Source organism: Micromonospora sp. NPDC047465 (genome assembly GCF_040643125.1).
Lineage (GTDB): Bacteria > Actinomycetota > Actinomycetes > Mycobacteriales > Micromonosporaceae > Micromonospora.
The window spans coordinates 30,252-48,758 of the sequence record NZ_JBEYTP010000040.1 but is presented as its reverse complement, the minus strand read 5'-3'; the positions used below and the strand labels follow the sequence as shown (position 1 = coordinate 48,758).

The 18,507-nt window shown below is 73.7% G+C and carries 13 protein-coding genes; 7 read left to right on the top strand and 6 right to left on the bottom strand.

Translation table 11 applies throughout. The annotated features are described in order from the left end of the window. Nucleotides 1-119 precede the first annotated feature (119 nt). On the top strand, nucleotides 120-770 hold the full coding sequence (locus ABZ793_RS27750; RefSeq protein WP_357462148.1) for an NAD(P)H-dependent oxidoreductase: 651 nt from the start codon (nucleotides 120-122) through the stop codon (nucleotides 768-770). 44 nt (nucleotides 771-814) lie between these two features. On the opposite strand, the gene ABZ793_RS27745 is transcribed toward ABZ793_RS27750, so the two are convergent. After that, a complete protein-coding gene (locus ABZ793_RS27745; protein ID WP_357462147.1) occupies nucleotides 815-1,297 on the bottom strand; it encodes a type II toxin-antitoxin system PemK/MazF family toxin in 483 nt (160 codons plus the stop codon). Between the two features lie 88 nt (nucleotides 1,298-1,385). Here ABZ793_RS27745 and ABZ793_RS27740 point away from each other — a divergent pair, with 88 nt between their 5' ends. The 6 genes from ABZ793_RS27740 (at nucleotide 1,386) to ABZ793_RS27715 (ending at nucleotide 7,369) form a co-directional block, all read left to right on the top strand. Next, complete coding sequence (locus ABZ793_RS27740) at nucleotides 1,386-1,988, top strand: DUF4291 domain-containing protein (RefSeq protein WP_357462146.1); 603 nt, start codon at nucleotides 1,386-1,388, stop codon at nucleotides 1,986-1,988. 38 nt (nucleotides 1,989-2,026) lie between these two features. Continuing rightward, on the top strand, nucleotides 2,027-2,689 hold the full coding sequence (locus ABZ793_RS27735; protein ID WP_357462145.1) for a hypothetical protein: 663 nt from the start codon (nucleotides 2,027-2,029) through the stop codon (nucleotides 2,687-2,689). Between the two features lie 95 nt (nucleotides 2,690-2,784). Beyond that, a complete protein-coding gene (blaOXA, locus tag ABZ793_RS27730) occupies nucleotides 2,785-3,741 on the top strand; it encodes a class D beta-lactamase (RefSeq protein WP_357462144.1) in 957 nt (318 codons plus the stop codon). A gap of 134 nt (nucleotides 3,742-3,875) precedes the next feature. After that, on the top strand, nucleotides 3,876-5,366 hold the full coding sequence (locus tag ABZ793_RS27725) for a glycerophosphodiester phosphodiesterase family protein (protein WP_357462143.1): 1,491 nt from the start codon (nucleotides 3,876-3,878) through the stop codon (nucleotides 5,364-5,366). A gap of 92 nt (nucleotides 5,367-5,458) precedes the next feature. Next, nucleotides 5,459-5,974, top strand: coding sequence for an NUDIX domain-containing protein (locus ABZ793_RS27720; protein WP_357462142.1), 516 nt, complete (start codon nucleotides 5,459-5,461; stop codon nucleotides 5,972-5,974). A gap of 123 nt (nucleotides 5,975-6,097) precedes the next feature. Continuing rightward, the gene (locus ABZ793_RS27715) at nucleotides 6,098-7,369 is read left to right on the top strand and encodes a hypothetical protein (protein WP_357462141.1); all 1,272 of its coding nucleotides are present in this window, start codon (nucleotides 6,098-6,100) and stop codon (nucleotides 7,367-7,369) included. Between the two features lie 13 nt (nucleotides 7,370-7,382). Here ABZ793_RS27715 and ABZ793_RS27710 read toward each other — a convergent pair whose 3' ends face one another. The 5 genes from ABZ793_RS27710 to ABZ793_RS27690 all read right to left on the bottom strand — a co-directional run bounded on the left by ABZ793_RS27710 (nucleotide 7,383) and on the right by ABZ793_RS27690 (nucleotide 18,490). Then, entirely contained in the window at nucleotides 7,383-8,603 is a 1,221-nt protein-coding gene (locus ABZ793_RS27710; RefSeq protein ID WP_357462140.1) for an RNA-guided endonuclease TnpB family protein, read from the bottom strand. Nucleotides 8,604-8,725: 122 nt separating this feature from the next. Continuing rightward, nucleotides 8,726-14,233 carry an amino acid adenylation domain-containing protein gene (locus ABZ793_RS27705; RefSeq protein ID WP_357462139.1) on the bottom strand — a complete coding sequence of 1,836 codons (5,508 nt, stop codon included), beginning with the start codon at nucleotides 14,231-14,233 and terminating at the stop codon, nucleotides 8,726-8,728. After that, on the bottom strand, nucleotides 14,233-17,352 hold the full coding sequence (locus ABZ793_RS27700; RefSeq protein WP_357462138.1) for an amino acid adenylation domain-containing protein: 3,120 nt from the start codon (nucleotides 17,350-17,352) through the stop codon (nucleotides 14,233-14,235). The genes ABZ793_RS27705 and ABZ793_RS27700 overlap by 1 nt, the downstream gene beginning before the upstream one ends. Next, nucleotides 17,349-17,537: an MbtH family NRPS accessory protein gene (locus ABZ793_RS27695; RefSeq protein WP_357462137.1), complete on the bottom strand. Its 189-nt coding sequence runs from the start codon at nucleotides 17,535-17,537 to the stop codon at nucleotides 17,349-17,351. The genes ABZ793_RS27700 and ABZ793_RS27695 overlap by 4 nt, the downstream gene beginning before the upstream one ends. Beyond that, nucleotides 17,537-18,490, bottom strand: a complete 954-nt coding sequence (locus ABZ793_RS27690; protein ID WP_357462136.1) for a TauD/TfdA family dioxygenase — start codon at nucleotides 18,488-18,490, stop codon at nucleotides 17,537-17,539. Before ABZ793_RS27690 ends, ABZ793_RS27695 begins: the two co-directional genes overlap by 1 nt. Between the last annotated feature and the right edge of the window lie 17 nt (nucleotides 18,491-18,507).

The following is an 18,507-nucleotide window of genomic DNA, read 5'->3' as shown; positions in this document are numbered from 1 at the left end:
CGCCGCACCGCCCGATCCACCCGTTTACGGCGCCGGCAGAACGTGGTTTCGACGTGTCTCGCGCCGCCTGTCGGGTATGCCGACAGGGTCAGCGCAGCGCCGGCGGAGAGGAAACGCTCGTGGCCACCATCCGGGCCCTGGTCCTGAACTGCACGCTGAAGCGGTCACCGGCCCCGTCCAGCGCGGAGGTGCTCGGGCGCGAGGTGCTCGAGGAACTCGCCGAGCAGGGCGTCGAGGGCGAACTGGTCCGGGTCGTCGACCACGACGTGCGGTTCGGGGTCTCCACCGACGAGGGCGACGGGGACGGGTGGCCGGCCATCCGGGCCAAGCTGCTGGCCGCGCAGATCCTCGTCGTCGCCACACCGATCTGGCTCGGCCAGCCGTCGGCCGTGTGCAAGATGGTCCTCGAGCGCCTCGACGCCGAGCTGTCCGAGACCGACGCCGAGGGTCGGCTGCTCACCTACGGCAGGGTGGCCGGCGTCGCCGTCGTCGGCAACGAGGACGGCGCGCACCACACCATCGGCCAGGTGCAGCAGGCCCTCAACGAGGTCGGGTTCACCTGCCCGGCCGCCGGCGCCACCTACTGGGTGGGCGAGGCACTGCACAAGGTCGACTACATCGACGCCCGGCCGAAGCCGGACACCACGGACCGCACCACGAAGGCCCTGGCGCTCAACAGCGCACACCTCGCCCGGCTGCTGGCCGAGCAGCCGTACCCGCCGCCGGACGCGAAGGGCGCCGGGGTCGGGCCCAGCCGGGAGCCGGCCTGACCGTCAGCGCCCAGCGGCCGTCGGCACCGGCTGAAGCCGAGCGGTCAGCGCCAGCCGTAGCCGGCGCGCAGGGCCTGCCCGACCCGGTCGAAGCGGGCCCGGTCCAGCACCGCGCCCTCCCGGCGGATGCTGTCCTCCCGCATGGTCAGCACGCGGTCCAGGCGTACCCAGCTCGGCCGGTTGTCCCGGTCCCACTCGCCCGGGCCGAGCGCGAGCCAGTGCCGCTGGCCGTCGCGCTCGCTCTGGCTGGAGAGCATCAGCCCGAACAGGGTCCGGCTGTGCCGGCCCACCACCAGCACGGGGCGGTCCTTGCCCTGGCGCGGGTCGTCCTCGTACGGCACCCAGGTCCAGACGATCTCGCCCGGGTCGGCGTGCCCGTCGAGCTCCGGCGCGTACGCCAGCACGCGGCGCTGCAGCGCGGCGACCTGGCGGCGCCGGGCGACCTGCGCCGGAGCGGGGCCGGGCCGCCGGGGCGACGGGACGACACCGCCGATGCGCGCCGCGACACTCCTCAGAAGACCTGCCACGAGCGGCAGCCTATCCTCCGCCGCGCGGCCCGGCCGGACCGGGACAATCCGGTGGACCCGGGGCCGGTGGTCGATCAGGATCGGCGGCATGACGGTCCCCGCCCACCAGATCCGCGCCGACTTCACCGCCGACACCGTGACCGTGTACCAGGCGTACCCGCCGGAGATCGCCCGCGCGGCGCTGGCCGCCGGCCGCTTCGTGCCGCCGTTCAAGCGCGAGCGGATGACGTGGATCAAGCCGTCGTTCCGCTGGATGATGTACCGCTGCGGCTGGGCCACGAAGCTCGGTCAGGAACGGGTGCTGGCCGTTGAAATCACCCGGTCGGGCTTCGAGTGGGCCCTGGCCCACTCGTGCCTGAGCAGCTTCGACCGCGACCGCTACCCCGACCGGGAGACCTGGTCGCGGCGGCTGCGCGCCAGCCCGGTGCGGGTCCAGTGGGACCCGGAGCGGTCGCTGCGGCTGGCGCCGCTGCCGCATCGGTCGCTCCAGGTCGGGCTGGCCGGCGAGGCGGTGCGCCGGTACGTCGACGAGTGGTTGGTCGCCCTCACCGACGTGACCCCGACGGCCCGCGCGGTACGCGCGGCACTCGACGCCGGCGACGACTCGGCCGCCGAGGCGCTGCTGCCGCCGGAGCGCCCGTACCCGCTGCCGCCGGACGTGGCCGCCGTCGTCGGCGCGGCGATCCCGTGAGGGTGTTCCGCGTCCGGGCGAGGCGTGGCGCCGATACCGTGCCGGGGCGACCGGCCGCCGCGCGGCCCGTGCCGATGCTCCAGCCGGTGCTGGAGGTGGGTGGCCTCGACGGCTTCACGTTGTGGCCGGTGGCCGAGGTCGGCCCCTGGCTGGCGCTCTCCGGTGCGCTGAGCGCCGCCGAGGTGGGCACCGCCGTGGCGCGGATCGCGGCGTACAACCACGTCGACGACCGCACGGTGTGGCCCGAGGACGACGATCCGCTGACCGCCGTGCTGCCGGTGGCGGCGGCCGGACCGGAGCCGGGTTCCCTCGTGGTGCCGGGCGGCCTGCGCCTCACCGACCCGGGCACGGGGGCGCGGATCGACCCGGGCTGCTGCAGCGGCCTCGAGGACTGGCGCGCGTGGTACGAGATTCCGTCGGGCGCGTCGCCGGACCAGGGCCACGACCCCGACCCCTGGGTGGAGCATCGCGCGGACGGCACGATCCGGGTCTGGGCGGACGAGGAGCGCGGAGCGCATGTGGACGTCCAGGTCGACGAACTGATGCGACTCGTCGACGGCGTCCGGGCGGACCTCGCCGGTTTCCTGTGGGAGCTGCGGGCGTGGGCCGACGAGGTCGTACCCGCCGCCGCCGACGCGTTGGTGGAGGGCCTGGACCGGCACCTCCAGGTCTCGGCACCGGGGGCCGGGGCGGCGCCCTGAGCCGGCCGACGGTGGGTGGGCGGGCGTCGGCCTGCCTCGTGGTGCGGCACGTGCTTAACTGAGGTGTCGATGCCGGTGCATGGAGGCGGTGACAGGTGACCTTCGAGGTGCGGGGCCTGCCCGACGCCCGCCGGTGTGAGCCGTACCGCCCACGAGGTCCGTGGCCGGCTCGCCGCAGGCGGAGCGTCGCGGGCGCGACGGTTCTCGCCCTGGCCCTGCTGGCCGGCGCGGCCGGTTGCGCCGGGAGCGAGCGCCCGCAGCCCCCGCCGACCGGCGGCCCGTCGGCCACCGCCGCGTCGCCCTCGCCGGCCGCCCCGGCGGTCGAGACCCGCGACGACCTGGCGAGCCTGTTCCGGCAGGCCGGCCTCCAGGGCACCTTCGTCCTGTACGACGTGACGGCGGCGCGCGTCGTCATGGTGGACCGCGCCCGGGCCGAGCGCCGGTTCATCCCGGCCTCGACGTTCAAGATCCCGCACAGCTTGATCGCGCTCGAGACCGGCGTGGTGCGCGACGAGCACGAGAAGGTCCCGTACGGCGGCCGGCCCCAGCGCGTCGCGGCCTGGGAGCGGGACATGGGGCTACGTGACGCGGTCCGGGTGTCCAACGTGCCGGTGTTCCAGGAACTGGCCCGGCGGATCGGGCCGGAGCGGGAGCGGGAGTGGCTGCGCCGGCTCGGCTACGGCAACGGCGAGGTCGGCGGTGAGGTGGACGGGTTCTGGCTGCGCGGGCCGCTGACGATCTCGGCCGACGAGCAGGCGCGGTGGCTGGCCCGGCTGGCCCGGGGCGAACTGCCGGCCGGCCGGGGGCACCAGGCGACCGTCCGAGACATCCTGCGCCTGGAACGCACCACCACCCACACCCTCTACGCCAAGACCGGCCAGACGGACGCCACCGAGCCGGGCACCGGGTGGTGGGTCGGCTGGGTCGAGCGCGGCGACCGGCTGTACTGCTTCGCGCTGAACGTGGACATCCGCACGAACGCCGATGCGGACGAGCGGCTGCCGCTCGGCCGGCAACTGCTGCACCGCCTCGGCGCCCTGCCCGCCGCCTGACCGTCCCGCACTCGTTACTCAGCGGCGGCGGCTCGTGGCCGGCTGGTCACAGCGACCGACCTTCACCCGATCGTCAGGCGGCGTCAACGCCCGGTACGCGTAGCGCGCCTGGTCCGGCCCTAGGTTCGGCGATCATGAACCGATCGCCCCTCAACCACGCCGTACGCGTCGCAACCGCGTTCTCCCTTGTCGCTGCCGGCGCTGTCGCCGGAGCAGCGCTCACGACCGGCCGGCAGGCACCCGCCGCCCTCGCCGTCGCCGCCAGCGGCGTCGGCACTCCTCCCCCGGCGCTCCGCTACGGCGGGCCGGGCCGGGGTGGCGGCACGCCGGCCGAGCGCGCCTACCATGACATCCTCGACCACGGTCCGAAGGCCAAGATCCTCACCGCCGCGCACCGCGGCCAGTGGCGTGACGCCCCGGAGAACTCCCTGCCCGCGATCGCGGCTGCCTACGAGGACGGCGCTGAGATCGCCGAGATCGACGTGCGGCTGACCAAGGACGGTGTCCCCGTGCTCATGCACGACACCACCGTCGACCGCACGACGAACGGAACCGGCGCCGTCGCCGACCTCACTCTCGCCCAGGTCAAGGCGCTCCGCCTGAAGCAGGGCCTCGGCGGCGCCCAGGCCGCGGTCACCGACGAGCAGGTCCCGACTCTCGCCGAGGCCATGGAGGTCGCGAAGACGCGTGGTCTCGTCAATCTCGACAAGGGCTGGCCGTTCCGCGAGGAGATCTGGAAGGTGCTCGTCGAGACCGGGACGGTCCGCAACGGGCTCTACAAGAGCGCTGCGCCGGTGGCTGAGGTCCAGCGGTTCCTGGCCGGCCACGAAGGCGCGCTCTACCTACACATGATCGGCGACGCCAATCTCGCCGACGTCGCGGCGTTCGGCGGCGACCAGCCGGTCGGCTACGAGGTCAACTTCGACAGCCAGTACGACGTCGTGGCACGTAAGCCGTTCCTCGACCGGCTGGCGGCGAACAGCAGGGTCTGGCTCAACTCGATGTGGAACGGTCTGGCGGACCACTTCACCGACGAGGCCTCGCTCATCGATCCTCGTCGAGGCTGGGAGGGGCTGGTCACCAGCTTCGGCGCCACCGTCATCCAGACCGACGACGTCGAGAAGCTCGAGCGGTGGCTGCAGACCGGCGACGGCGACCCGGTGCCGAAGGGTAGCGTCCGGGTCCAGGCCGAGGACTTCCTTCCGGGCGAGGGCGTGGGCTACCACGACCTCGACGCCGGTAACCGCGGCGGGCTGCCGATGCGCCCCGGCGAGGACGTGGACATCAGTGACGCCGACGGCAACGTGCGGCTCTCGTGGATGCGCGGCGGCGAGTGGCTGACCTACGCCATCGAGGTGCCGCGTAGCGGCAGGTACGCCGTTTCGGCACGGGTGTCCTCGCCGTACTCCCCGGCCGGCACGTACACGCTGTCGTTCGACGGAGGCCCGGAGAGCGAGCGGGTGGCGGTCCTGAACACCACGAGCCACAACAAGCAGGTGCTCCAGCCCAGTGGCGTCGTCCAGGAACTCGCGGCCGGCCACCACACCGTGCGGGTGAGCCTGCCGGCCGACGCCTACCAGAACTGGAACCTCGACTACCTCCAGTTCGACCCGGTCCGCCCCTGAGGCGGCGGGTGACGTGCGCCGCGGAGGGCGGTGGCGAAGTGTGACCAGCCCGCCCTCCGCCAGCGCGCGTCGTCGCGGGGCATGATGGGCGAATGATCGAACTGCCGCGGGATCTGCCGGTCGTGGAGCGCAGCGCGGTGCGGGTGGTGGTGCTCGACGCCGACGACCGGGTGCTGCTGTTCCACACCCGCGACCCGGACCATCCCCGCCTGGGCACGTGGTGGGAGCTGCCCGGCGGCGGCGCGGACCCCGGTGAGACGTACCTGGACACGGCGGTGCGGGAGCTGCGCGAGGAGACCGGGATCGTCGCCACCGCCGCGCAGATCGGCCCGCCGACGTGGCGGCGGCGGGCCAGCTTCGTGCACCGGCAGCGGCGGCACCTCCAGGACGAGGTGATCGTGCCCGTACGGCTCGCCGGAGCGGGACCGGACGTGGACGAGGCACACCGGCTCGACTACGAGCGGGAGGACTACTTCGGCTTCCGCTGGTGGCCGGTGCCGGAGGTGGTGGCGAGCCGGGAGCGGTTCTACCCGGGCCGGCTGCCGGAGCTGCTGACCCCGTTCCTCGGCGGCGAGGAGATCGAGGAGCCGTTCGAGCTGTGGTCCTGACATGCTCCCCCGCCGCGCCGCGCCGCGCCGCGCCGTGACGCGGGCGGGCCACCGGGCGCGGACCATCGCCGGGCGGGGTCGGCGGGTGGTGACGGCGGCGTCGCGAACGGGCACAGTGGAGCGGTGACGATCGACATCCGCACTCCCCTGGCCCGCTACGCCGACCGACTGCACGCCGTGATCGGCGACGGGCACCACGTCGCCTCCCCGCTCGGCGCGTGGCTGCTGCTGGCGCTCGCCGCGCCGGCGACCACCGACACGACCCGCACGGCGCTGGAGGAGGCGCTCGGCACGGACGCGAAGACGGCCGCCGAGGCGGCCCGCGCCCTGTTGGAGGCGCCGCACCCGCTGGTGCCGTCGGCGACCGCGTTCTGGCACCGGCCGGGGTCCGGGACCGCCGGGCTCGACGGGTGGCGGGCAACCCTGCCCGGGCCGACCGCCACCGGGCCGCTGCCGGAGCAGGCCGGGCTCGACGCGTGGGCCCGCGAGAACACGCTCGACCTCATCGACGCGTTCCCGTTGACGGTCACGCCGGAGGTGCTGCTGATCCTGGCCAGCGCCCTGGCCACCCGGGTCTCCTGGATGGACCCGTTCGAGGTGGTGCCCGCCGACGCCCTCGGTCCGGGCAGCGCCTGGGCCGGCCGGCTGGGCCGGGCGCTGCGCACCCCGGAGTACGGCCACCGGTGCTGGATCACGGACACCGCGCGGGCCGGCACCGTCGCCGTGCACGCCGCCGCCGCCCGGCCGGCGCGGACCGCCGACCGTGTGGCCGGGCTGCTGGTGGTCTCGGTCGCCGCCGCCTCCGACGTGCCCGCCGGGGACGTCCTCGCCGCCGCCCACGAGGTCGCGGCGGTCGCCGCCGCCACGCCGGAGGACCACCTGCCGGCGTCCCGGCGTTCCCTGTACGACCTTCCGCTGGGCGACGCTCCGCTGTGGACGCTGCGGGAGGAGCCGGGCGAGACGTTCGCGCCGGGCGGCCGGGAGGAGCGGGCGACGGCGGTGCTGCCCTGCTGGTCGGCGGAGAGCCGGCACGTGCTGGCGGCACCCGAGCTGGGCTTTCCCGCCGTCGCGCGGGTGTTCGGCGAGCTGCTGGGTGCCGCGAGGCTGGGGTTCGAGGTGGCGCAGGCCGCGATGGCCCGCTACGGCCGGTACGGCTTCGAGGCGGCCGCGGTCACCGGCTTCGCCACGCTCGATTGCCTGCCGCCGCAGGGGGTCGTCCGGATCGCCGAGCTGCGCTTCGGCCACCCGTACGCCGTGGTGGCGGTCGCCACCGACGGTCGGGTCGGCGGCGGCGCGGCCGGCCCGTGGGACGGGGTGCCGGTCTTCTCGGCCTGGGTCGCCGACCCGGAGGACGTGCCCGAGATCGACCTCGCCGACCGGTACGACGGCGATTGACATCCTCCCCCGCCTAAAGGCAGAGGAATCCCACCCTCACGGGTTGGGGTTCCTGGTTCACCGCAGACCGCACGGAAGGAGATCCTTCGTGTCTGACGTCCGCTCCGCAGGCGTTTTGCGTCTCGACCAGCCCGGCCGCGACGGCGATGTTCTGCGCGGCGTTGACGTCCCGGTCATGCCGGGTGCCGCAAACCGGACACGTCCAGTGGCGTGTGCCGAGAGAGAGTGTGGCGAGCAGGTGCCCACACGCCGAACACGTCTTCGACGACGGGTACCAGCGGTCGACGACGGCGAGGGTGCGGCCGTTGCGGTGCGCCTTGTAGGCGAGCAGGGTGCGGAACTCGGCCCAGCCGGTACGCGAGATGGATCTGGCCAGGGAGCGGTTGCGGACCATGTTCGCCACCGCCAGGTCCTCCACGGCGATGGCAGCGAACCGACGCACCAGGGCGGTCGACTGCTGGTGGAGGAAGTCCCGGCGGGCGTCGCGTACCTGCGAATGTGCCCGCGCGACCTTCCGTTTGGCTTTGGCGCGGTTGGCGGAGCCTTTCTGTGTGCGGGCCATCATCCGCTGGTACCGCTTGAGTCGGCGTTCGCGCCGTTCCATGTGTTTCGGGTGGGGGATGCGCTCGCCGGTGGACAGCACCGCGAAGTCGGTCAGGCCGAGGTCCACGCCCACCGCTTCGCCGGTGGGTTCGGGTGCGGCGGGTGTGTCGACGTCGACGGCGAAGGTCACGAACCAGCGGCCGTCCGGGTCACGCGACACCGTCACCATCGTCGGATCCAGTACCGTCACGTCCACGCCTGGCCACGACCACACGAACCGCAGCACACCCGGTGTCTTCCCCAGCGTCAGGTTTCCGTCGCGCATGCGGAACGCCGACCTGGTGTAGGAGGCGGACTGGCGGCCGTGCCGCGACTTGTAGCGCGGGTACCGGGCCCGCTTGGCGAAGAACGCGGTCATGGCGGTGTGCTGGTGCCGCAGGGTCTGCTGCAATGGCACCGACGACACCTCACCCAGAAACGCCAGGTCGGGCTGCTTCTTCATCTCCGTCAGCGCCCGATCCGTCTCCGCGTAGGAGGTGGACTTCCGTTCGGCGCGCCAGCGGGCGTGACGGGCGGCGAGAGTGCGGTTCCACACCACGCGGATACAACCGAACGTGCGGTTCAGCACCGCCGCCTGCTCCGGGGTCGGATACGCCCGACACCTGTACGCCGTCCGCACACGACCAGTCATACCAGAAAGGACAGACATGGCTGACAACACGTCCGCCATTCCTCCCCGCCCTGAAGGACGGGGCATCCTGGCGGTGACCCGGTGACCCGGGGACCCGGCAGACCGGGCCCCCGGGGAAACACTCACGCCGCGACCGGCACCTTCTCGCCGTCGCGCTCGGCGGCACGGGCGGCGAGCCGCTTCTCCCGCTCCTGCGCGCCGATCAGGTCGTCGGGCAGCGAGTCCTCCACCTCGATGTCGAACCGGCGCAGCAGCCGGATCGCGAAGCCGCCGAGGGTGATCAGCACCAGCGCCGCGCCGAAGCAGACGTACGCGAAGCCGATGCCGCGGCCCGGACCGGTGCCGATCACCGCGCCCACCGACCCGGCGAGCGACCCGCCCGGGGCGAGCATCGGCTCGAACAGGGCGGTCGCGCCGGGGGCGATCAGCGCGAACCCGATCGGCAGGGTCGACCAGGAGATGGTCTGGTTGAGGCTGAACACCCGGCCGTGGAAGCGCTGCGGCACCTTCACCTGGACGATGGTGGCGTAGATCGACTGCGCCGTGGTCATCGCCATCGCCAGCCAGAACGCGCCGACGCAGATCATCGCCACCGAGGCGTCGAGGCCGATCAGCATGCAGCCGACGGCCGTGCCGAGGTTGCCGATCAGCACGCCGATCATGCGCCGGTGCCGGGGGCCGCCCCAGAGCGACATGAGCACGCCGCCGGCGACCGCGCCGAGCGCCTCGGCGAGGGCCACCTGGGCCACCTGCGTCGCGGTGCCGAACGAGAGCACCAGCGGCGTGGTGAGCACCAGGGCTGGCGCCAGGAAGATGTTGCCCAGCGCGAAGTAGCCGAGCATCAACCGGAAGCCCCGGTGCTGCCAGGAGTAGCGCATGCCGTTGGCGATGGCCACCAGCAGCCGCTCCTTGGGCCGCCACCCGAGCAGGTCGGGGAAGCGGACCACGGCCAGGGTCAGCACCGCCACCACGTAGCTCGCCACGTCGATGAGCAGGATGCCCTTGAGCTCGATGGCGGCCAGCAGGCCGGCGGCGAAGACCGGCATCAGCAGCATGGCGAAGCCGTTGGTGAGCTGGGTGATGCCCATCGCGTGGCCGAGGTAGCGCTTCGGCACGAGCTGCGGCACCGCCGACTGGAACGCGATGCGTTGGAACGACCCGGCGACCTGGCTCAACGCCACCAGCAGGTAGATGTTCCACAGCTGGAGGTTGTCGGTCCAGAGCAGCGCGGCCAGCACCAGCTGGATCGAGCCGGCGCTGCTGCTGGCGATCATCATGATCTTCCGGCGGCTGACCCGGTCGGTGATCGCCCCGGCGATCGGCAGCATCAGCACGCCGCAGATCAGGGCGAGCGCCCAGAGCAGCCCGAGGTTGGCCACCGAGCCGGTCTGCGTGAACAGCCAGATCGGCAGGGCGAACGCGGTCAGCGCCGACCCGGTGGTGGAGACCAGCTGCCCCGCGGTGACCGCCACGAACCTGGCCATGGACGGCTTGACCACCGTCTTCTCCGGCCGGTCGTCGACGCCGACGCGCTGGTGGTCGGCGACCCACCAGCCGGCGTCCTCGCCCCGGGCGGCCGGGGTGAGGGCCGAGACGTCGCCGGCCACGACCGCCGGGTGGACCCGGGTGACGATCTCGGCCAGCTCCTCGGCCCGGTACTTCAGGAAGAAGTGCCCGGCCTGGTCGAGCACCACCAGGCCGAGGGTGTCGCTGAGGAACTGCCACTCCGCGTACCGCTCGGTGTGGTAGTCGGTGACCGGGTCCTCCGAGCCGACCACCGAGATGATCGGCACGCGCAGCTTGGCCGCCTGCCGGTCCAGCAGGCCGGTGAAGTACTCCTCCGAGGCCCGGGAGTCGGCCCGCATGTTGCTGATGATCCGGTCCGCCTGCTCCGGGTCCAGCTCGTCGGTGTCGACGCCCATCGACTTGAGCCAGCTCGCGTAGTGCCGGTTGCTGCGCAGCTGTTCCAGCCGGTTGCGCAGGGTGGCGAACGCGCCCTTCGGTCGGGCGAACGGGAACATCGCCCCGATGTAGAGCGCCTCCAGGTTTCGCCCGGCCGCCTCGACCTTGCGGGCCACCTCGGCGACGATCGCGCTGCCGACGCCGCAGTGGCCGTACAGGGCGATCGGCCCCTCGACGCGTTCCAGGATCTCCTCGGCGACCCGGCTGGTCAGCTCGTCGAAGGGCAGGCCGTCCTCGCTGAGGCCGACGTCGTGGCCGGGGATGGCGAGCGACCACAGCGCGTGCCCGGCCGGTAGCGCGTCGGCCAGCGGCTGGTAGACGATCGCGCTGCCGCCGCCGTAGGGGACGCAGACGTACGAGAGCACGCGCTTGGCCGCCGGGATCGGCTTGGTCAGCTCGTAGAGCAGCCGGCGCGGCCCGTCGGCCTCGGCGCTGCCGGACATGAAGGCCGCCAGCTCGCGGATGGTCCGCTGCTGGAACAGGTCCATCACGCCGACCGGCCGGCCGCCGTGCTCCGCCTTGCGGATCTTCGCCACGACCTGGGTGGCGAGCATCGAGTGCCCGCCGAGGTCGAAGAAGTCGTCGTCGATGCCGAGCGTGTCGACGCCGAGCACCTCCGACCAGATCCCGGCCAGCAGCCGCTCGGTGTCGTCGCGCGGCTCCACCAGCGCCACGGACGCCTCGCGGGTGACCACCGGCGCGGGCAGCGCCCGGCGGTCGAGCTTGCCGTTGGGCGACAGCGGCAGCGCGTCGAGGGTGACGAACGCGCTCGGCACCATGTACTCGGGCAGCGTCTCCTTCAGCGCCGACTTCAGCGCGGCGTGCTCCGCCCCGCCGACCACGTACGCGGTCAGCCGCTTGTCGCCGGGGCTGTCCTCGCGGACGATCACCGCCGCCTCGGCCACGCCCGGCTGCTCGCGCAGCGCGCTCTCGATCTCGCCCAGTTCGATCCGCAGGCCGCGCAGCTTGACCTGGTGGTCGATGCGGCCGAGGAACTCGATCACCCCGCCGTCGCCGCCCGGCGCGGGCCGCCAGCGGGCGAGGTCACCGGTGCGGTACAGCCGCGCCCCGGGCTCCGCGGAGAACGGGTCCGGCACGAACCGCTCGGCGGTCAGCGCCGGCCGGCGGTGGTAGCCGCGGGCCAGCCCGACCCCGCCGATGTGCAGCTCGCCGGCCACCCCGACCGGGCACTCCTCGCCGCGCTCGTCGAGCACGTGCAGCCGCAGGTTGGCGATCGGCGCGCCGATCGGCACGCTGGTCAGCCCGGCCAGCAGGGCCGGGTCGCAGTGCCAGGCGGTGACGTCGATGGCCGCCTCGGTCGGGCCGTACAGGTTGTGCAGCCCGCACCACGGCAGCCGGGCGGTGAAGTCCAGCGCCGAGGCCAGCGGCAGCTCCTCGCCCGAGCAGATCACCCGGCGCAGCGCCGTCGCCGCCTCGACGCCGTCCTCGGCGAGGAAGACGGTCAGCATCGACGGGACGAAGTGGGTGGTGGTCACCCGCTCGGCGACCAGCAGGTCGCGCAGGTAGCCGGCGTCCTTGTGCCCGCCGGGCTTGGCGAGCACCAGGCGGGCGCCCTCGCGCAGCGGCCAGAAGAACTCCCACACCGACACGTCGAAGCTGGCCGGGGTCTTCTGCAGCACCGCGTCGTCGGCGCCGAGCCCGTAGGTCTTCTGCATCCAGTCGAGCCGGTTGACGATGCCCCGGTGGGTGTTCGGCACCCCCTTCGGGCGGCCCGTGGAGCCGGAGGTGTAGATGACGTACGCCAGGTGCCCGGGGCCGGCGACCGGCGACGGGTCGTCCGCCGGCTGGTCGGCCCACACCCGCTCGTCGTCGAGCGCGAGAACCGTGGCGCCGGTGTCCGGCAGCACGTCACGCAGGTGCTCCTGGACCAGCACCACCGGCGCGGCCGCGTCGGTGACCATGAAGGCCAGGCGGTCGGCCGGGTACTCCGGGTCCAGCGGGAGGTAGGCCCCGCCGGCCTTGAGCACGCCGAGCAGCCCGGCGACCAGCTCCACCGACCGCTCCGCGCAGACCCCGACCAGGGTCTCCGGGCCCACGCCGGCGGCGCGCAGCCGGTGCGCGACCCGGTTGGCGGCGGCGTTCAGCTCGGCGTACGTGACGCCGCGGCCCTCGAACGTGACGGCCACCGCGTCGGGGGTGCGGGCGGCCCGCTCCTCGATCGGCCCGTGCAGCGTCTGCGCGGCCGGGAAGTCGGCGGTGGTGTCGTTCCATCCCGCCAGCAGTTCCCGCTCGTCGGCGGGGAGCAGGTCCAGCGCGGAGATCGGGGTGTCGGGGGCGGCCACCACCGCGCGCAGCAGGGTGCTGAACCGCTGCGCCATCCGCTCCACCGTGTCGCGGGTGAACAGGTCGGTGTTGAAGACCAGCTTGCCGTAGAGCCCGTCGAGGATCTCCACCGCGTGGAACTCGAAGTCGAACCGGGTGGCCCGCAGCTCCATCGGCGTCCAGTCGAAGGTGACGTCGGTGGCGTCGGAGACCTCGTTGAACCGGCCGATCTCGTAGTTCTGCAGCACGAACATCGCCTGGAACACCGGGGAGCGGCTCACGTCGCGGGGCAGGCCCAGCTCGTGCACCACCTTGGCGAACGGCACCTCGCCGTGCTCCAGCCCGTCCAGCACGCTGCGCCGGGTGCGCTCCAGCAGCTCGGCGAAGGTCGGGTCGCCGGCCAGCTCGGCCCGCAGCGGCAGCATGTTGATGAACATGCCGACGATGTTCTCCAGCTCCGGCGCGGAGCGGCCGGCCACGGACGCCCCGACGGCGAAGTCGTCCTGGCCGGCGTGCCGGGCCAGCAGCACCTGGTACGCCGCAAGCAGCGTCATGAACAGGGTGCCGCCGTAGGAGCGGGTGAGCGCGTTCAGCCCGTCGGCGGCGGCCCGGTCCAGCCGGAACTCGACGAAGTCGCCGGCGTAGGTCTGGGTGGCCGGGCGGGGCAGGTCCAGCGGGAGTTCCAGCGGGGTGATGCCGGCCAGCCGCTGATTCCAGTAGTCGAGGTGCCCGCGGGCCTGCGGCCCGTCCAGCTCCTGGGCCTCCCAGTGGGCGAAGTCGCCGTACTGGATCGGCAGGGCGGGCAGCTCCCCGCCGCGATAGAGGGTGATCAGGTCGCGCAGCAGCACGTCGACCGACCAGCCGTCGCCGATGATGTGGTGCTTGCCGAGGAACAGCACGTGCTCCTCGTCGGCCAGCCGGATCAGCAGGGCGCGCAGCAGCGGGCCCTCGGCCAGGTCGAACGGCTCGGCGGCGGCGGCGTCCACCAGCGCCTGCGCGGCGGCCTCGTCGGGGGCGTCCACGATGGTCAACGGCACCTCGACGGAGTCCGCGACCACCACGGTGGGTCGGCCGTCGGCGTCGGCCGGGAACCGGGTGCGCAGCGACTCGTGCCGCCCGGCCAGGCCGGCCAGCGCCCGGCGCAGCGCCGCGACGTCGAGCGGCCCGCGCACCCGCAGCGGCACCGCGATGTGGTACGCCGCCTCGCCCGGAGCGAGCTGGTCCATGAACCAGACCCGCTCCTGGGCGTACGACAGCGGCACCTCTGCGTCCGGCGGACGCGGGGTGATCCGGGCGGTGGGCGCGGCGGCCTGCCGTTTACGCAGGCGCTGCGCGATGAGCGCCTGCCGGGCCGCGTCCCGGGCCGGATCCTTCAGGTCGGTCATCAGGGAGTGTCCTTCTCCGCCGCGAGCAGCGCGGCGACCTCGGTTTCGGAGAGCTCGTCGAGTTCGGCGGCGATCCGCTGCTCGATCTGGGCGGCCAGGTCGGCCACCACCGGGGTGCTGAACAGCGCCCGCATCGGCAGGTCCACGTCCACCTCGGCCCGGATGCGGGCCATCGCCCGCATGCCGCGCAGCGAGTTGCCGCCCAGGGCGAAGAAGTCGTCCAGCGCGCCGACCTTGTCCACCTGGAGGATGTCGGCGTACACCTCGGCGACGAGCGCCTCGGCGTCGGTGCGCGGGGCGACGAATGCGTCGGCGGCCGGGGCGGTGGCCGGGGCGGGCAGCGCCGCGGCGTCCAGCTTGCCGTTCGGCGTCAGCGGCAGCGCGTCGAGGCGGACGAACGCCGCCGGCACCAGGTGCGCCGGCAGTTCCCGGGCCAGGTCGGCCGCGAGCGCCGCCTCGTCGGCCGCGCCGACGACGTAACCGACCAGGGTCGGCTCGCCGGAGTCGGTGCGCACCACCACGGCTGCCTCGCGGACGTCCGGCCGGGCCAGCAGGGCCGACTCGATCTCGCCCAGCTCGATCCGCATGCCACGGATCTTGACCTGGTTGTCGCGGCGGCCGAGGTAGTCCAGCGTGCCGTCGGCCCGCCAGCGGGCCAGGTCGCCGGTGCGGTACATCCGCTGCCCCGGCGGCCCGTACGGGCAGGGCAGGAAACGCTCGGCGGTGAGGCCGGGCCGGCGCAGGTAGCCCCGGGCCAGCTGGTCACCGGCGACGTACAGCTCGCCGGCCACGCCCGGCGGGACCGGGTTCAGCGCGGCGTCGAGCAGGTACACCCCGGTGTTCCAGGTGGGGCGGCCGATCGCCACCGCCCCGGCGGGCAGCTCCTCGCCCGGCGCGACGCGGGCGGCCACGCAGCCGACGGTCGCCTCGGTCGGGCCGTACTCGTTGATCACGGCGACACCCGGGTGGGCGGCCCGCCAGTCGGCGAGCTGCTCCGCGGTCAACGCCTCGCCGCCGATGACCAGGTCGGTCGTCGGCGACAGCTCGGCGTCGAGCAGCGGCAGGTGGCTGGGCGTGACCTTGAGGAACGCCGGCCGGTCGCCAACGCGGGCCCCGGCCTCGTCGATGGCGGCGAGCCGGACGGTGCCGCCGGCGGTGAGCGGGCCGAGCAGGCCGGTGACGGTCAGGTCGAACGACACCGGCGAGTGCAGCAGCGCAGTGCCGGCCAGCCCCGGGTAGGTGTCCCGGGCCCAGGCCAGGTAGGCGGTGACCGCCCGGTGCTCCACCACCACGCCCTTCGGGCGGCCGGTGGAGCCGGAGGTGTAGAGGACGTACGCGGGGTGCCCGGGACGCAGCGGGGCAACCCGGTCGGCGTCGGTCAGGTCGGCGTCGTCGCCGTCGACCGGGCCGTCGAGCACCAGCGCGCCGGCGAGCACCAGCCCGGCGGTGTCGGGCGTGGCGAGCACGAGCGCCGGCTCGGAGTCCGCCAGCAGGTAGGCGATCCGCCCGGCCGGGTAGCCGGTGTCGACCGGCACGTACGCGGCGCCGGACTTGAGCACCGCGAGGATCGCCACCACCAGCTCCACGGAGCGGGGCAGCGCCAGCGCGACCCGGGTCTCCGGTCCGGCGCCCCGCGCCACCAGGGTGCGCGCGAGCCGGTTCGCGGCGGCGTTCAGCTCGGCGTACGTCAGCGAGACGCCGTCGCGGACGAGGGCGGTGGCGGTCGGGGTGGCCGCCGCCTGCCGCTCGAACTCGGCGACCAGGGTGGTCGGCGGCACCTCACGGGCGGTGTCGTTCCAGCCGGACAGCACCAGCTCCCGCTCGGCGTCGTCGAGCAGCGGCAGGGCGGAGATCCGCCGGGTGGGGTCGGCGACGGCCGCGGTGAGCAGCCGCACGTACCGGGCGACCACCGCCTCGGCGGTGGCCCGGTCGAACAGCGCGGTGCGGTAGACCAGCCGGCTGGCGCCGGTGGTGATGTCGAACGCGAGGTCGTCCTTGGTGGTGCCCAGCCGCACCGGGTCGAGGCCGGAGTCCGGGATGAAGTTCAGCGCGGTCTGGAAGATCGGCTGCACCGACGGGTCCCGCTGCGGGGCGACGGTCTCGACGATCTTCTGGAACGGGGTCGAGCCGTGCTCCATCGCGTCGACCAGCCCGCCGCGCACCCGGCCGAGCAGCTCCGCGAACGTGGGGTCGCCGGTCAGCTCGCAGCGCAGCGCCACCGGGTTGACGAACATGCCGATCAGCGGGGTCACCTCGGCGGTGTCCCGGCCGGCGGTGGAGACGCCCACCACCACGTCGTCGTCACCGGAGATCCGGGACAGCAGCGCGGTGAACGCGGCGAGCAGCACCATGTACGGGGTGGCGGCGGCGCCGGCGGCGAGCTTCCCGACCCGGTCGAGCAGGCCGTCGGGCAGGTCGAAGTGCACCTCGTCGCCGGCGAAACCGAGCTGCGCGGGGCGCGGCCGGTCCAGCGGCAGGGCGGTCACCGGCGGCGCACCGGCCAGGTGGTTCCGCCAGAACCCGAGCTGCCGGTCCAGCTCCGCGCCGGTGAGCTGGTCGCGCTGCCAGACCGCGAAGTCGGCGTACTGGATGGGCAGCTCAGGCACGTCGGCGGGCGCGCCGGTCAGCGCGGCCCGGCTGAACGCGGCCAGCTCGTTGGTGAACAGCACCGCCGAGTGGCTGTCGAAGACCGCGTGGTGCACCACGAACAGCAGCGCGACCTCGTCGTCGGCGAGCCGGACCAGCCGGGCCCGCCACAGCGGCGGCGCGTCCAGCGGGATCGGCGCGCGGGCCAGCCCGCTCAGCAGCGCCGCCACCTTCTCCTCGCGCTCCGGCCCGGCGAGGCCGCGCAGGTCGTCGACCGGCAGCGCGACCGGCTCGGCGGCGCGGACCACCTGGGTGAGGCTGCCGTCGTCCATCCGCAGGTGGGTGCGGAGGGACTCGTGCCGGGCGACCACCCGGCCGAACACCTCGTTGGCCTGCTCCGGGGTGATCCCGGCCGGGAACCGCCACGGGTTGGAGACGTTGTAGACCGGCGAGCCGGTGTCGAGCTGGTTGGCCATCCACACCCGCTCCTGGGCGTACGAGGCCGGGAAGGTCCACTCCTTCGGGGTACTCATGCGCCGGCCTCCCGCACAGAACGCGGGCGCATGTCCGTCCAGACGGTGTCGATGTGCGCGAGGCACTCCTCACGGCTGCCGGCGAAGCCGGCCTCGTGCCAGCCCGCCGGGAGGTCGCGGTCGGCCGACCAGATCGAGTACTGCTCCTCGTCGTTGCGAACGACCAGGAATCGGGTTTCGGCCATCACTTCTCTCCAGCGCTCTCGGGGGTGTGCGGTTCGGCCATCGCGACGGCGATCTTGCGGGGGCCGGTGAACGGCTCCCGCCCGTGCGCGGCGGTCATGTTGTCGACCACCAGCACGTCGTCGCGCTGGTAGTCGAAGCGGACGCTGGCCGCCCGGTACGCGGCCCGCAGGTGGTCCATGACGTCGGCGGGGATCTCGCCGCCGTCGCCGTAGTAGGTGTTCGACGGCAGCCCCTCGGGGCCGAACATGGCCAGCAGCCCCTCCTGGTAGTCCTTCGGAAGGGTGCTCAGGTGGAAGAACGTGGCGTGGTTGAACCAGCGGGGGGTGTCCGAGCCGGGCCGGTGGTGCACCACGTCGCGGACCGCGCGGGTGCGCAGCCCGTCCTTGCCGAGCCACTCCAGCTCGATCCGGTTCGCCGCCGCGTACGCCTCGACCTCGGCGCGGTCGTCGGTGTTGAACACGTGCTGCCACGGGGTGCCGAAGTCGCCGTGGAAGTTGCGCACCAGCATCCAGCGGCGGCGGACGAACTCCTCGCGCACCGCCGGGTCGATCTCCTCGTACACCCGGCGCACGTCTGCGAGCGGGGTGGCGCCCTGCGTCTCGGGCGGGGTGATGCAGTAGAAGAACAGCGTCAGCGGCCAGCGGGCCTGGTACGAGTTCTCGTTGTGCAGGAAGATCTCCTCGTCCGGCGGGTAGTCCGTCGAGGTGTAGACGCGGCCGGCGATGGCGTGCCGGGGCGACGAGCGTTCGGTGTAGACCAGCGGCTCGCCGGACAGCGCCCGCACCACCCGGTCGAAGCCCTCGACGCCGCCGACGTCGAACCCGCGGAACAGCAGCCCGCCGTGCTCCACGAGGCTCGCGCGCAGTTCCGCGCGGCGGGCGGCGATCAACTCGGTCAGCTCCCGGCCGTCGTTCTCGACGACCACCGGCAGCGTGGCGATCGTGTCGCTCATTGCTTCCTCACTACTCC

Coding starts and splice junctions, on each gene's coding strand:
- ABZ793_RS27710 (WP_357462140.1), bottom strand. CDS start 8,603: ATGACTGGTCGTGTGCGGACGGCGTACAGGTGTCGGGCGTATCCGACC.
- ABZ793_RS27705 (WP_357462139.1), bottom strand. CDS start 14,233: ATGACCGACCTGAAGGATCCGGCCCGGGACGCGGCCCGGCAGGCGCTC.
- ABZ793_RS27700 (WP_357462138.1), bottom strand. CDS start 17,352: ATGAGTACCCCGAAGGAGTGGACCTTCCCGGCCTCGTACGCCCAGGAG.
- ABZ793_RS27695 (WP_357462137.1), bottom strand. CDS start 17,537: ATGGCCGAAACCCGATTCCTGGTCGTTCGCAACGACGAGGAGCAGTAC.
- ABZ793_RS27720 (WP_357462142.1), top strand. CDS start 5,459: ATGATCGAACTGCCGCGGGATCTGCCGGTCGTGGAGCGCAGCGCGGTG.
- ABZ793_RS27725 (WP_357462143.1), top strand. CDS start 3,876: ATGAACCGATCGCCCCTCAACCACGCCGTACGCGTCGCAACCGCGTTC.
- ABZ793_RS27740 (WP_357462146.1), top strand. CDS start 1,386: ATGACGGTCCCCGCCCACCAGATCCGCGCCGACTTCACCGCCGACACC.
- ABZ793_RS27690 (WP_357462136.1), bottom strand. CDS start 18,490: ATGAGCGACACGATCGCCACGCTGCCGGTGGTCGTCGAGAACGACGGC.